The organism is Xanthobacter wiegelii (assembly GCF_043193855.2).
In the GTDB taxonomy this organism is placed as follows: Bacteria; Pseudomonadota; Alphaproteobacteria; order Rhizobiales; family Xanthobacteraceae; genus Xanthobacter; species Xanthobacter flavus_A.
On sequence record NZ_CM195529.1, the window covers coordinates 2,682,801 to 2,696,756 of the forward strand.

Consider the following 13,956-nt stretch of genomic DNA (forward strand, 5'->3'; position numbering starts at 1 on the left):
TTCGGGGGCGGGCTATGTCTGCGAAATGCGTGGCGGACGGGGTGCGGCAGCCGCCTATTCGGCGGCGCGCGGCGCCTCGGCGGAGCCCATGGCGGCGGCGCCCGCGGCGACGGCCTTGACGATGTTATGGTAACCCGTGCAGCGGCAGATGTTGCCGTCGAGGTTCTCGCGGATGGTCGCCTCATCGAGGCCGGGGCCGAAGCGGGCCACGAGATCCACCGCGCTCATGATCATGCCCGGCGTGCAGAAGCCGCACTGCAGGCCGTGATTCTCGCGGAAGGCTTCCTGCATGGGGTGCAGCTTGCCGCCGGTCGCCAGCCCCTCGATGGTGGTCACGGCGGCGCCGTCCGCCTGCGCGGCGAGCATGGTGCAGGACTTCACCGCCACCCCGTCGAGATGGACGACGCAGGCGCCGCACTGGCTGGTGTCGCAGCCCACATGCGTGCCCGTCAGGTCCAGCGTCTCGCGCAGGAACTGCACCAGCAGGGTGCGCGGATCGATCTCGGCTGAGACGGACTTGCCGTTCACGGTCAGTCGGACGGGGACGCGAACGATGGTCGTCGCCTCGGACATGCCTCACCTCCCTGAGCCGGCGCCCGGTTACCCGGTCATTCTCGGCGCGGGGTTCGTCCCCGCGTCCGGTGTTCACGGCAGCCGGCCGTTTTTCATTCCTCCAATGTGGGACGGCGCGCGTGACGCGGTCAAGACGTCGGTGTTCGGATGGGGAACCCGTCACGCTCTCGTGCGCGCGGGCTCCGGGATGGGCAGGGAATCGTCCTCGGCGATCAGCGAGGGCTCGCTCTCCTCCGCCTCCATGATCGCCAGCGCATCGGCCCGGGAGGCGAAGCGGTTGGCTATAACGCCGACGATGACCAGCTGGAGGAAGTGGTAGAGCATGATGGGCGTGATGATGAGCGACAGGGCGGGAGCCGCGCCGAACATCACATGCGCCATGGGCAGGCCCGTCGCGAGCGACTTCTTGGAGGCGCAGAAGGCTGCCGCCACCGTGTCCGGCGCGGAGAAGCCCAACAGCCGGCAGATGCCGCGCGTCAGAGCGTAGACCACCGCGAACAACGCCACGACGGCGACGATCACCTCTGCCAGCAGCAGCGGGCTGAGCCCCTTCCACACGCCGGAGACCACGCTGTCGCAGAAGGAATTGTAGACGATGGCGAGAATCACCGCCCGGTCCGTCGCCTTCACGATCGCCCGGTGACGCTCCACCGTCTTGAGCAGCAGCGGCCGCAGCCCCTGCCCGATGGCGAGCGGCAGCACCACCAGCGTCAGCAGCTTCAGGATGACCGCGCCGAGGTCCAGCCCGTCGCCGGTCGCGTGCAGATACCACGCCATCAGGGCCGGGGTGGCGAACACGCCGATGAGGCTGGAGATGGAGGCGTTGAAGATGGCCACGGGCACGTTGCCGCGCGCCAGCGAGGTCATCGCCACCGAGGACGAGACGGTGGAGGGCAGCGCCGCGAGGAAGAAGAAGCCGATGGCGAGCGGTTCCGGAAACAGCCCGCCGGCCAGCGCGAGCGCGCCCACCACCACGGCGGGGAAGACGAGGAAGGTGGTGGCCTGCACCACGAGGTGGATGTTCCACCGGGCCGCGCTCTCGATGAGCCGTCGCGGGGAGAGCGAGACGCCGTAGAGCAGGAAGATGAGAGCCACACCCCACGTCGCCGCTTTATCAGCATGCAGGATGCCGCCGGTGACGCCCGGCTTGGGCCAGGCGAGGGCAAGGACGACGGCGGTGGCGAGGGCGACGAGAAAGGGATCGAGCTTCAGTCGTGACAACATGAGCCGTGTGACGAGGCGTGGGGATGATGTCCCCTCCCCGCGGCCGTTTCCTGTCCCGTCAAAGCCGTTGGCGCCTGAGGCTCCAGAAGGCTCCGCTTTTACCGTCACCTGAGCATCTGAGATGCCCGGCGGCGGCTGCGCCGATCTTGTTGTCGACAATATACCAGGAAGGTATCCACCTGCGCTTGTCCCCGCAAGGGCGAAATTTGGTCAGCGACGGAAGTCAGGAGCCTCCTCGGAAGCGTTCTGGAAACTTGGCCGAAAGCTCTCGTTGACGGCATTGGCGACGCAATTGTGTCAGCTGATGGGCCGGGTTATGACTCTCAGATACGGCAGCGCACAATCATCGGGCACGATGAGATAAGAGGCGTCCGAACAGAGGGGTTTAAGCGGCGGATGGATATCTTCCTCCAGCAGCTCATCAACGGATTGACCCTCGGGTCGATCTACGGACTGATCGCCATCGGCTACACGATGGTCTTCGGCATCATCGGAATGGTGAACTTCGCCCACGGCGACGTGTTCATGGTCAGCGCCTTCATCGCGCTCATTTGCGTGCTGCTGCTGACCACGGTCATCGGGATGAGCTCGATCTTCCTCATCCTCGCCATCACCCTCGTGATCGCCATGCTCTTCACCGGGCTCGTCAGCTGGACCATCGAGCGGGTGGCCTACCGGCCGCTGCGGGGCTCCTTCCGCCTTGCGCCGATGATTTCCGCCATCGGCATGTCCATCCTGCTCTCCAATTTCGTGCAGGTGGCGCAGGGCCCGCGCAACAAGCCGCTGCCGCCCATGGTCACGGACGTGATCGTGGTGATGGACACCAATGGCTATCAGGTCACCCTCGCCTACAAGCAGATCATCATCATGGTGGTGACGGCGGTGCTGCTCATGGGGTTCTGGTATCTCGTCCAGAAGACCTCCCTCGGCCGCGCCCAGCGCGCCTGCGAGCAGGACCGGAAGATGGCGGCGCTGCTGGGCGTGAACGTGGACCAGACCATCGCCCTCACCTTCGTCATCGGCGCCGCGCTCGCGGCCGTCGCGGGCGTCATGTACCTGATGTATTATGGCGTGGTGAACTTCGCCGACGGCTTCGTGCCCGGCGTAAAGGCCTTCACCGCCGCCGTGCTGGGCGGCATTGGTTCGCTGCCGGGGGCTGTGCTCGGGGGCATCCTCATCGGCCTCATCGAGACCTTCTGGTCGGCCTATTTCTCCATTGAGTACAAGGATGTGGCCGCCTTTTCCATCCTTGTCGTGACGCTCATCTTCCTGCCGCAGGGCCTGCTCGGCCGGCCGGAAGTGGAGAAGGTGTGATGGCGCCCGTGCCGGCCGCGGACCTCGCCGACGCCCCCTCCAACGCGGCCCCTCCCCTCCCTTCGCCGCCGGCGAAGGACCGCCCTTCGGCGGTGGCGGGCGCGCTCAGGGACGCCCTCGTCAGCGGCCTGCTGACGGCCCTGCTCTTCCTGCCGCTGGTGGGTTTCCGCGCCAGCGAATCGAACACCGGCTCACTGGTGCTCACCTATCGCTTCGGCCTCGTCGCCATCTTCGCCGGCATCGTGATGGTGGGGCGCTTCCTGCTCATGGTCACGGTGTGGAACCCGAACCGGCCGCCGCGCCGAATCTCGACCACGCCCGGCGCCATGGCCCGCCTTGGCGCGCTGGCCGCCCCGGCGATCAAGCCGGTGTTCTTCAGCTTCGCACTCGCCTATCCGTTCCTGTCCATCCTGCTCGCCGGGGGGCTGAGCCCGAGCCGCTACTGGGTGGATCTCGGCATCTACGTGCTCACCTATGTGATGCTGGGCTGGGGCCTCAACATCGTGGTGGGCCTCGCCGGCCTGCTCGATCTCGGCTACGTCGCCTTCTATGCGGTCGGCGCCTACACCTTCGCCCTCCTCTCCACCAGCGTGCCCATCAACGACTTCCTCGCCGGCACGCTGGGCGACGACTTCTGGACGGCCTGGGCCTTCTGGATCTGCCTGCCCCTCTCCGGCATCCTCGCCGCCATGTGGGGCGTCATCCTCGGCTTCCCGGTGCTGCGGCTGCGCGGTGACTATCTCGCCATCGTCACCCTGGCCTTCGGCGAGATCATCCGGCTCGTGCTCATCAACTGGGTGTCGCTGACCAATGGCGGCGCGGGCATCTCCTCCATTCCGCCCATCACTTTCTTCGGCGTGCCGTTCGATTCCTCCGACACCGGGTTCGCGAGCATTTTCGGGCTGGAGTTCAACTCCATGCACCGCATGTTCTTCCTCTATTTCGTCATCCTCGGCCTCGCGGCGCTCACCGCCATCGTCACCATTCGCCTTCGGAAGATGCCGGTGGGGCGCGCCTGGGAGGCGCTGCGCGAGGATGAAATCGCCTGCCGCTCGCTCGGCATCAACACGACGCTCACCAAGCTCACCGCCTTCGCCACCGGCGCCATGTTCGGCGGCTTCGCCGGTGCCTTTTTCGCGGTGCGCATCCGCTTCGTTTCGCCCGAGAGCTTCACCTTCATGGAATCGGCGGTGATCCTCGCCATCGTCGTGCTCGGCGGCATGGGCTCGCAGATGGGCGTCGCCGGCGCCGCGATCCTGCTCATCGGCGGCATGGAGCTGCTGCGCAACCTCTCCTTCCTCAAGGCCGACTTTCTGTTCGGCCCGGACTTCGACCCCTCGCTCTATCGGATGCTCATCTTCGGCTTCGCCATGGTGGCCGTGATGGTGTGGCGTCCGCGCGGTCTCGTCTCCAGCCGCATGCCGACCATCTTCCTGAAGGAGCGAAAGGCAGTGTCGGGGTCGCTGGTGAAGGAAGGGCACGGCTGATGGCGGGCGCGCCCCTCTCCCCGGCCCGGCCGTGGGATCTGAACCCGATCCTGAAGGTCGATCACCTGTCGATGCGCTTCGGCGGCCTCATCGCCGTCAACGACGTGTCCTTCGCCGCCGGGCGGGGCGAGGTGACGGCGGTGATCGGCCCCAACGGCGCCGGCAAGACCACGGCCTTCAACTGCATCACCGGCTTCTACAAGCCCAGCACCGGCCGCCTTGCTCTGTTCCACGGCGGCCCGGCGACGGACGCGGAAGTGGATGGCGTCACCGCCTCAGGCCTCGCGTGGGGCAAGTCGGAGGCCGGCGCGCTCTACCTGCTGGAGCGCCTGCCCGACCACAAGGTCGCCTCCTGGGCCCATGTGGCGCGGACCTTCCAGAACATCCGCCTGTTCTCGGGCATGACGATCCTTGAAAACCTGCTGGTGGCCCAGCACATGTCGCTGACCACCTCGGGCCTGCTCAATCCGGCCGCCATTTTGAACCTGCCGTCCTGGCAGCGGAAGCAGAAGGGCGCCGTGGACCGCGCGCTCTACTGGCTGCACAAGATCGGCCTGATCGACCGCGCCGACGACCCGGCCGGCGATTTGCCCTATGGCGACCAGCGCCGGCTCGAGATCGCCCGCGCCATGTGCACGGACCCGGTGCTGCTCTGCCTCGACGAGCCCGCCGCCGGCCTCAACCCGCGCGAATCGGCGGCGCTGAACGAGCTGCTGCTCTCCATCCGGCGCGAGCATCAGGCGTCCATCCTGCTCATCGAGCACGACATGTCGGTGGTGATGGAAATCTCGGACCACGTGGTCGTTCTGGAATACGGCTCCAAGATCGCCGACGGCACGCCGGACGAGGTGCGCAACGACCCGCGCGTCATCGCCTCCTATCTCGGTGTCGAGGACGAGGAAGAGGCCGTCGCGGTTGTGGAGGCCGGGGCATGAGCATGCAGCCGGATACTCAGACCGCCGCCGCTCCCGCGCCCGCCGCGCGCAAGGCGCCGCTGCTCTCCGTATCGGGCGTCACAGCCTATTACGGCAACATCATCGCGCTCAAAGGCGTGGACATCGAGGTGAATGAGGGCGAGATCGTCACCCTGATCGGCGCCAACGGGGCCGGCAAGTCCACCTTGATGATGACCATCTGCGGTACCCCTCGTGCCCGCGACGGCCGCATCGTCTATGCCGGGCGGGACATTACCGCCCTGCCGACCCACGAGATCATGCGCCTCAGGATCGCGCAGTCTCCGGAGGGCCGGCGCATCTTCCCGCGCATGACGGTCTACGAGAACCTCCAGATGGGCGCCGCCATCGACGGCAACGCCCATTTCGCCGAGGATCTGGAGCGCATGTTCACGCTGTTCCCGCGCCTCAAGGAGCGCATCGACCAGCGCGGCGGCACGCTCTCCGGCGGCGAGCAGCAGATGCTGGCCATCGCCCGCGCGCTCATGAGCCGTCCGCGCCTGCTATTGCTGGACGAGCCCTCCCTCGGCCTCGCGCCGCTGGTGGTGCGGCAGATTTTCGACGCCATCCGCATGCTCAACCGCACGGAGGGGCTCACGGTGTTCCTGGTGGAACAGAACGCCTTCCACGCGCTGAAGCTTGCCCACCGGGGCTATGTGATGGTCAACGGCCTCGTCACCATGTCCGGCACCGGCGCGGAGCTGCTGGCCCGGCCGGAGGTGCGCGCCGCCTATCTGGAAGGAGGGCGCTGAATGTCCGCGATCCATGCCGCCCGCGATCCCGGCCGCGCCACCTCGCCCATGCTCATCGGCCCGGCGATCGCGCTGGTGGTGCTGGTGGCGACGCTGTTCGTGTGGCCCAAGGAGCTGATCGGTGCCTCGCTGGGCGATTTCCTGCTGGTGACACTATTCCTCGGCGGCGGGGCGGCCTGGCTCACCGGCAAGGCGGTGGCGCGGAGCTGGGATCCCTACCTCGCCCTCGTCGCCTATTGCGCCCTCCTCGCCTGCGCCGTGCGCTTCTGCCACTTCGCGCTGTTCCAGGCGACGTTGTTCGATCTTGAGCCGCTGCTGGTGGAGTTCGTGCTGCTCGCCTCCATCGCGACGCTTGGCTTCCGGGCCATGCGGCAGCGGCAGATGACCGTGCAATACGGCTGGATGTACGAGCGCGAGGGTCACATGGCATGGCGCCCCAGGCGGGGTGTCGATGGGGCATCGACTTGATCAGCGATTGCGGCACAATGCGCCGCCAACGGATTCACCCCGACCGGTCGTGATGGCGGCGGGGTGCAGAAGGGGAGACAAGGCATGAAGAAGCTTTTGATGGCGTCGCTGGCGCTCGGCGCCGGCCTCGCCCTTGCGGCGCCGGTTCAGGCGCAGGTGAAGATCGCCGTCGCCGGCCCCATCACCGGCGATCTCGCCGCCGTGGGCGCGCAGCTGAAGAACGGCACCGAGCAGGCCATCGCCGATATCAACGCCTCCGGCGGCATCCTCGGCCAGAAGATCGAGTTCCTGGTGGGCGACGACGGCGGCAAGCCCGAGCAAGGCAAGTCGGCGGCCAACAAGCTCATCACCGACGGCGCCAAGTTTGTGATCGGCCACTACAATTCCGGCGTCTCCATCCCGACCTCTCAGGATTATGAAGAGGCCGGCGTGCTGCAGATCAGCCCCGCCTCCACCAACCCGACCTTCACCGAGCGCAAGATGTGGAATACCTTCCGCACCTGCGGTCGCGACGACCAGCAGGGCGCGGTGGCCGGCGCTTACATCCTGAAGAACTTCAAGGGCAAGAAGGTCGCCGTCGTCCACGACAAGACGCCCTACGGCAAGGGCCTCGCCGACGAGACTCAGAAGACCCTCAACAAGGGCGGCATGAAGGAAGTTCTCTACGAGGGCATCAACCCGAAGGAGAAGGACTATTCGGCCCTCGTCTCCAAGATCAAGGCGTCGGGCGCCGACCTCGTCTATTTCGGCGGTCTCTATCCGGAAGCCGGCCTGATCGTGCGCCAGATGCGCGACCAGGGCATGAAGACCGTGCTGATGGGCGGCGACGGCATGATCGACAAGGAGTTCTGGTCCATCGCCGGCGACGGCGCCACCGGCACCCTGACCACCTTCGGTCCCGACCCGCGCAAGAACCCCGCGGCCAAGGCCATCGTGGACAAGTTCAAGGCCAAGGGCATCGATCCCGAGGGCTACGTGCTCTACTCCTACGCTGGCGTTCAGGTCATCAAGCAGGCCGCCGAGGCGGCGAAATCCCTCGACCCCAAGAAGGTGGCCGAGAAGATCCATTCGGGCATGAAGTTCGACACCGTGCTCGGCCCGCTCACCTTCGACAAGAAGGGCGACATCACCAAGCTCGACTACGTGGTCTACGTCTGGAAGGACGGCACCTACAGCGAGCTGTGAGGCCCGCGTTTCAAATCGAAGCGTGATCCATCCGAAGCCTGCGCCTCACGGCGCAGGCTTTTTCGTTTGAGCCAAACTTCGGCATCGCGCCTCGCGTGACGCGCTTGTCTTCGGACCCCGCTTTGGCAATCATGCTGACACAAGGGCAGGCGCTTTTTCGAGCGACGCAAGCCCGGCGCGCCAAAGGCCGGCTCAACGGCTCCGCGCCAGATTTCTCACACTCATTTCGAGGGGATCGGGATGAACAGGCTTTCCTTCGCCGCGCTCGCCGTCTGCGCCGGCCTCGTCCTTGCGCCGGCAGCCAACGCCGACGTGAAGATCGGAGCCGCCGGCCCGCTCACCGGCTCCATCGCCGCCTTCGGCGCGCAGATGAAGATGGGCGTCGAGCAGGCGGTGAGCGACATCAACGCCGCCGGCGGCATCAACGGCCAGAAGATCGAGCTTCTGGTGGCCGACGACGGCGGCAAGCCCGAGCAGGGCGTGGCGGCGGCCAACAAGCTCATTACCGATGGCGCGACCTTCGTCATCGGCCACGTCAATTCCGGCATCTCCATTGCCGCCTCGTCGGACTATGCCGATGCCGGCGTGCTGCAGATCAGCCCCGCCTCCACCAACCCCACCTATACCGAGCGCAAGCTGTGGAACACCTTCCGCACCGCCGGCCGCGATGACCAGCAGGGGCCGGTGGCGGGCGACTTCCTGGCGCAGAAGTTCAAGGGCGGCAAGATCGCCATCGTCCACGACAAGACGCCCTATGGAAAGGGCCTCGCCGACGAGACGCAGAAGGCGCTCAACAAGGCCGGCGTGAAGGAAGTGATGTATGAGGGCATCAACCCCGGCGAGAAGGACTATTCAGCCCTCGTCTCCAAGATGAAGGCGGCCGGCGTCGATGTGATCTATTACGGCGGCCTGCATCCCGAGGCCGGCCTGATCGTGCGCCAGATGCGCGACCAGGGCATGAAGACCCTGCTAATGGGTGGCGACGCCCTGGCCGACAAGGAATTCTGGTCTATCGCCGGCGACGGCGGCACCGGCACGCTGATGACCTTCGGTCCCGACCCACGCAAGAACCCGGCGGCCAAGGACATCGTCGCGGCCATGACCGCCAAGGGCATCGATGCCGAGGGCTATGTGCTCTATTCCTATGCCGCTTTGCAGGTCATCAAGCAGGCGGCCGAGGCGGCAAAATCCCTCGATCCGAAGAAGGTGGCCGCGCAGATCCACACCGGCATGACCTTCCAGACGGTGCTCGGCCCGCTCTCCTTCGACAAGAAGGGCGACATCACCAAGCCCGACTTCGTGGTCTATGAGTGGAAGAACGGCGGCTACAGCGAGTTGTAGGCGCCTGTTCCCTTCTCCCCTCGCGGGAGAAGGTGGCTCGCGGCGCCAGCCGCGAGCCGGATGAAGGGGCTCGCTGGACGGCCCCCTCACCCCCACCCCCTCTCCCGCGAGGGGAAGGGGAGCTCGCCGTGCGGGATCGCAACCGGATGAAGCCATGCCCCAGACCATCACCCGCGGCTACAAGGCCCTCCTCGCCGAGGCCAATGAGAAGGTCGAGACGGTCACGCCGCAGGAGGCTCTGCGCCGGGCCGGAGAGGGCGCGCTGCTGGTGGATCTGCGCGACCCGCGCGAACTGGAGCGCGAGGGCCGCGTGCCCGGCGCCTTCCATTGCCCGCGCGGGATGCTGGAGTTCTGGATCGACCCGGAAAGCCCCTATTTCAAGCCGGTGTTCGGCGAGGACCGGGCCTTCATCTTCTTCTGCGCCGGCGGCTGGCGCTCTGCGCTCTCGGCCGCGACGGCGCAGGACATGGGGCTGAAGCCGGTCGCCCATGTGGAGGGCGGCTTCAAGGCGTGGCGCGAGGCGCACGCGCCGGTGGAAGCGCCGACCGCTTACCCGACCGTCCTGTAGACCTCGTCCGCCCGCTTCTCAAAGGCATCGGCGAAACGGCGGAAGGCGGCGTCGAACATGGCGCCCATGAGCATGCCCAAAGTGCGCGAGCGGAACTCGTAGGAGATGAAGAACTTCACATCGCACGCGCTCTCGCCCTGGGGGATGAACTCCCAGCGGTTGTCGAGGCGGCTGAAGGGGCCGTCGAGATATTCTACATGGATGACGAGGCGCGGGCGGTCCAGCGTCACGCGCGAGGTGAAGGTCTCTCGGATCAGCTTGTAAGCGACCGTCATGTCCGCCACGAGGATTTCCACACCCTCGTCCGACTGGGTGCGCCGCTTCACCCGGAGCGCCTGGCACAGCGGCACGAATTCGGGATAGCGCTCCACGTCCGCCACCAGGTCGAACATGTGGGGAGCGGAGTGACGGACGCGCCGGCTGTTGGAGAAGGACGGCACGTCAGGCCCGTCCGAGCCGCGCGGCGCGGTTGGCCCGCAGCTTCTCGAAATCGTCGCCGGCATGGTGGGACGAGCGGGTGAGCGGGCTCGCCGAGACCATGAGGAAGCCCTTGGCGTAGGCAACCGTCTCATACGCCTTGAATTCGTCCGGCGTCACGAAGCGCTCCACCTTGTGGTGCTTGCGGGTGGGCTGGAGATACTGGCCGATGGTGATGAAATCCACCTCCGCCGAGCGCAGGTCGTCCATCAGCTGGAGCACCTCGGGCCGCTCCTCGCCGAGGCCGACCATGATGCCGGACTTGGTGAAGATGGTGGGGTCCAGCTCCTTCACCTTCTGCAGCAGGCGCAGCGAGTGGAAATAGCGCGCGCCCGGCCGAACCGAGAGATAGCGCGAGGGCACCGTCTCCAGATTGTGGTTGAACACATCGGGCCGTGCCGCGACCACCACCTCCAGCGCCCCGTCCTTGCGCAGGAAGTCGGGGGTGAGGATCTCTATGGTGGTCTTCGGGCTCGCCTTGCGGATGGCGGCGATGGTGCGGGCGAAATGCTCGGCGCCGCCGTCGGCGAGGTCGTCCCGGTCCACGGAGGTGATGACGGCGTGGGAGAGGCCGAGCTTGGCGATGGAATCCGCCACCTTCTGCGGCTCGTCTTGGTCGAGGGCGTCCGGCAGGCCGGTGCGCACGTTGCAGAAGGCGCAGGCGCGGGTGCAGGTGTCGCCCATGATCATGAAGGTGGCGTGCTTCTTCTCCCAGCACTCACCGATATTGGGGCAGCCCGCCTCCTCGCACACGGTGACGAGGCCATGCTCCTTCACGATGCCGGCGGTCTTGGACCAACCCGCTGAACCCGGCGCCTTCACCCGGATCCAGTCCGGCTTGCGCAGCACCTCGGTTTCCGGCCGATGGGCCTTCTCCGGATGGCGGGGCCGTTCCCGCGTGTCGATCACCGTGACCATGTGCGAACTTCCATACCCGGCAGTGCGCCGTGACGGCGCCTGCATCCTTGCAACATAGTGGCCCGCGCCGCCGCCCGGAAGGGACGGCGCCGCAGGGCCGGCATACCCCAGCGCGGACCGTCCGTCAGCGCGACCTGATCGCCCGCCACACCCACAGCAGGATGATGGCACCGATGATGGCGGCGATCAGCGTGCGGAAGAAGCCGTGCACCGGCACCTCCAGCACGCCCGCCAGCTTGTCGCCGATGAAGGCACCGGCCACGCCGACGAGGAGGTTCGTCAGCAGGCCGTGGTTGCTCGCCGTCACCCGTTCCGCCACCCAGCCGGCGATGATGCCGATGATGATGAGCGAGAAGAAGCCGACGCCCGGCTGGCTCAGGAAGGCGTAGGTCTGCTGGTCCATAATGGCCCCTCCGAAACGCCAGCGGCAGCGCAGGCGCCGCTGGATCATGCCGCGACTGGCTCAGCTTGGCGAGACGCCCTCACACGTGGATCGCGCGTCCGTAGGCCGCCATGACGCTCTCGTGCATCATCTCGGACAGGGTCGGGTGCGGGAACACGGCGTGGATCAGGTCTTCCTCGGTGGTCTCGAGATTCATGGCGATGACGAAGCCCTGGATCAGCTCGGTCACTTCCGCACCCACCATGTGGGCGCCGAGCAGTTCGCCGGTCTTGGCGTCGAAGATGGTCTTCACGAGGCCGTCCGGCTCACCCAGCGCGATGGCCTTGCCGTTGCCGATGAAGGGGAAGCGGCCGACCTTGATCTCGCGGCCGGCCTCCTTCGCCTTCTTCTCGGTGAGGCCCACGGAGGCGATCTGCGGCGTGCAGTAGGTGCAGCCGGGGATCTTGTTCTTGTCCATGGGGTGGGTGTGGAGGCCCTTGATGGTCTCCACGCAGATCACGCCCTCATGCTCGGCCTTGTGCGCCAGCATGGGCGGGCCGGCGATGTCGCCGATGGCATAGACGCCGGGCACGCTGGTGCGGCCGTAGCCGTCCGCGACGATGATGCCGCGCTCGATCTTCACGCCGATGGCCTCCAGCCCGAGGCCCTCCACGTTGCCCACCACGCCCACGGCCGAGATCATCCGGTCCACGGTGATGTCGTGCTTGGCGCCCTTGGCATCCTCCACATGGGCGGTGATGCTGTCGGCGTGCTTGGTGACGCCCGTCACCTTGGCGCCGGACATGATCTTCATGCCCAGCTTCTCGAAGCGCTTGCGGGCGATGGCGGCGATTTCCTCGTCCTCGACGGGCAGGATCTGCGGCAGCACCTCCACCACGGTCACGTCCACGCCCATGGTGCGGTAGAAGGAGGCGAACTCGATGCCGATGGCGCCGGAGCCCATCACCAGCAGGCTCTTGGGCATCTTTTCCGGCACCATGGCCTCGAAATAGGTCCAGATCAGCTTCTTGTCGGGCTCAAGGCCGGGCAGCGCGCGCGGGCGGGCGCCGGTGGCGACGATGATGTGCTTGGCGGTGTAGTCGCCGCCGCCCTTGGCATTCTTCGGCGGGTTCTGGGCGGCCTCGACCTTCAGCTTGCCGGGAGCGGTGAAGGTGGCCTTGCCCCAGATCACGTCCACCTTGTTCTTGTTGAGGAGGAAGCCGACGCCGGTGGCAAGCTGGGAGGAGACGCCGCGCGAGCGCTTCACCACGGCGGCAGCATCGAAGCCGATCTTCTCGGCGGAGAGGCCGTAGTCCTTGGCGTGCTCCATGTAGTGGTAGATCTCGGCGGAGCGCAGCAGCGCCTTGGTGGGGATGCAGCCCCAGTTCAGGCAGATGCCGCCGAGGTGGCTCTTCTCCACCACCGCGGTCTTGAAGCCGAGCTGCGCGGCACGGATGGCGGCCACGTAGCCGCCCGGCCCGCCGCCGATGACGATGATGTCGTAGGTATCAGCCATGGAAGGTCTCCTCGCCGCGCGCTGTTGCGGCGGGCTCTGGTCGTGATGAGGATCGGGGCGTCGCGAGGCGGCCGCCGGCGTGGGCTTCGGCGAGGCGCGCCAGCGCCTCCTCGAACAGGGACAGGTCACGGAACGGATCGGAGGCCGGCGTCGCCGCCTGGATCACCGGCAGGCGGAAGGCATGGAGCGCCTCGGCCAGCATGAGATTGTCGAAATGGCCGAAGTCCTCCACATGGAGGCCGTCCGCCATGAGGCTATCTGGCCCCTCCGGCGCGGCACCGATGGTGGCGCGGGCGCGGTGCTTCAGCTCGCCGGGATAGTTGGAATAGGCGGCCACCGGCTTGCCGAGAGCGAACGCGAAACCGACCTCGAAGGCGGTCCCCGGATCGGCGCTGATGCCGCGGAACGGCGTGAGGTTTGCGAGCACCGCGTCGGCGGTCCGCATCATGCCGAGATTTGCGGCGAAGATCTCGGCGGAGACCCCGCCCGCCGCGTCGAGAGCGATCTCGCCATCGAGGGGAAACAGTCCGGTGAAGCCGTGGCGGGCGCAAAGCGCTACCTTGCGCCGGCCGATCTCGCGCGCATCGTCGAGGAACACCTCCGGGCCGGCGAGATAGAGCTTCATCGGGTGGGCTTGTCCTTCCGTTCCCACGAGCGCTCCCTCTCCCGCTTGCGGGAGAGGGTTGGGGAGGGGGCGACGGCCGGGCAGAAGCCCCGCAGCCGGAAGGCATCGAGGCCTTCCCCCTCTCTGCCCTCCACCGCAAGCGGGAGAGGGCTCACACCATGACAGGCCCCCCT

Annotated in this window: 15 protein-coding genes; 8 read left to right on the forward strand and 7 right to left on the reverse strand. The window is 66.9% G+C overall.

Translation table 11 applies throughout. From position 1 onward, the window contains the following. Nucleotides 1-54: 54 nt before the first annotated feature. The gene (locus tag V5F63_RS12365; protein WP_394101963.1) at nt 55-573 is read right to left on the reverse strand and encodes a (2Fe-2S)-binding protein; all 519 of its coding nucleotides are present in this window, start codon (nt 571-573) and stop codon (nt 55-57) included. A gap of 159 nt (nt 574-732) precedes the next feature. Further along, nucleotides 733-1,797, reverse strand: a complete 1,065-nt coding sequence (locus V5F63_RS12370; RefSeq protein ID WP_209489283.1) for a bile acid:sodium symporter family protein — start codon at nt 1,795-1,797, stop codon at nt 733-735. A gap of 396 nt (nt 1,798-2,193) precedes the next feature. Here V5F63_RS12370 and V5F63_RS12375 point away from each other — a divergent pair, with 396 nt between their 5' ends. The 8 genes from V5F63_RS12375 to V5F63_RS12410 all read left to right on the forward strand — a co-directional run bounded on the left by V5F63_RS12375 (nt 2,194) and on the right by V5F63_RS12410 (nt 9,865). Continuing rightward, entirely contained in the window at nt 2,194-3,111 is a 918-nt protein-coding gene (locus V5F63_RS12375; RefSeq protein WP_209489285.1) for a branched-chain amino acid ABC transporter permease, read from the forward strand. Next, nucleotides 3,111-4,598: a high-affinity branched-chain amino acid ABC transporter permease LivM gene (gene livM / locus V5F63_RS12380; RefSeq protein ID WP_394029178.1), complete on the forward strand. Its 1,488-nt coding sequence runs from the start codon at nt 3,111-3,113 to the stop codon at nt 4,596-4,598. Before V5F63_RS12375 ends, livM begins: the two co-directional genes overlap by 1 nt. Beyond that, nucleotides 4,598-5,533: an ABC transporter ATP-binding protein gene (locus V5F63_RS12385; protein WP_209489288.1), complete on the forward strand. Its 936-nt coding sequence runs from the start codon at nt 4,598-4,600 to the stop codon at nt 5,531-5,533. The genes livM and V5F63_RS12385 overlap by 1 nt, the downstream gene beginning before the upstream one ends. Before the next feature lie 2 nt (nt 5,534-5,535). After that, nucleotides 5,536-6,303, forward strand: coding sequence for an ABC transporter ATP-binding protein (locus tag V5F63_RS12390; protein WP_209490547.1), 768 nt, complete (start codon nt 5,536-5,538; stop codon nt 6,301-6,303). Continuing rightward, entirely contained in the window at nt 6,304-6,771 is a 468-nt protein-coding gene (locus V5F63_RS12395) for a DUF6867 family protein (RefSeq protein ID WP_245327555.1), read from the forward strand. It begins immediately after the preceding gene. A gap of 84 nt (nt 6,772-6,855) precedes the next feature. Continuing rightward, nucleotides 6,856-7,956, forward strand: a complete 1,101-nt coding sequence (locus tag V5F63_RS12400; protein WP_394101964.1) for a branched-chain amino acid ABC transporter substrate-binding protein — start codon at nt 6,856-6,858, stop codon at nt 7,954-7,956. A 240-nt stretch (nt 7,957-8,196) separates the two neighbouring features. Next, the gene (locus tag V5F63_RS12405; protein WP_394101965.1) at nt 8,197-9,297 is read left to right on the forward strand and encodes a branched-chain amino acid ABC transporter substrate-binding protein; all 1,101 of its coding nucleotides are present in this window, start codon (nt 8,197-8,199) and stop codon (nt 9,295-9,297) included. Between the two features lie 154 nt (nt 9,298-9,451). After that, nucleotides 9,452-9,865 carry a rhodanese-like domain-containing protein gene (locus tag V5F63_RS12410; RefSeq protein ID WP_209489294.1) on the forward strand — a complete coding sequence of 138 codons (414 nt, stop codon included), beginning with the start codon at nt 9,452-9,454 and terminating at the stop codon, nt 9,863-9,865. On the opposite strand, the gene V5F63_RS12415 is transcribed toward V5F63_RS12410, so the two are convergent. The 5 genes from V5F63_RS12415 to V5F63_RS12435 form a co-directional block, all read right to left on the reverse strand. Then, complete coding sequence (locus V5F63_RS12415) at nt 9,847-10,305, reverse strand: type II toxin-antitoxin system RatA family toxin (protein WP_209489296.1); 459 nt, start codon at nt 10,303-10,305, stop codon at nt 9,847-9,849. The two genes, V5F63_RS12410 and V5F63_RS12415, sit on opposite strands and share 19 nt — an antisense overlap. A gap of 1 nt (nt 10,306) precedes the next feature. Beyond that, nucleotides 10,307-11,260, reverse strand: coding sequence for a lipoyl synthase (gene lipA / locus V5F63_RS12420; RefSeq protein ID WP_209489299.1), 954 nt, complete (start codon nt 11,258-11,260; stop codon nt 10,307-10,309). A 124-nt stretch (nt 11,261-11,384) separates the two neighbouring features. After that, complete coding sequence (locus V5F63_RS12425) at nt 11,385-11,663, reverse strand: GlsB/YeaQ/YmgE family stress response membrane protein (protein WP_394029182.1); 279 nt, start codon at nt 11,661-11,663, stop codon at nt 11,385-11,387. Between the two features lie 79 nt (nt 11,664-11,742). Next, complete coding sequence (gene lpdA / locus V5F63_RS12430) at nt 11,743-13,158, reverse strand: dihydrolipoyl dehydrogenase (RefSeq protein WP_394101966.1); 1,416 nt, start codon at nt 13,156-13,158, stop codon at nt 11,743-11,745. After that, on the reverse strand, nt 13,151-13,783 hold the full coding sequence (locus V5F63_RS12435; protein ID WP_394101967.1) for a nucleoside 2-deoxyribosyltransferase: 633 nt from the start codon (nt 13,781-13,783) through the stop codon (nt 13,151-13,153). Before V5F63_RS12435 ends, lpdA begins: the two co-directional genes overlap by 8 nt. Between the last annotated feature and the right edge of the window lie 173 nt (nt 13,784-13,956).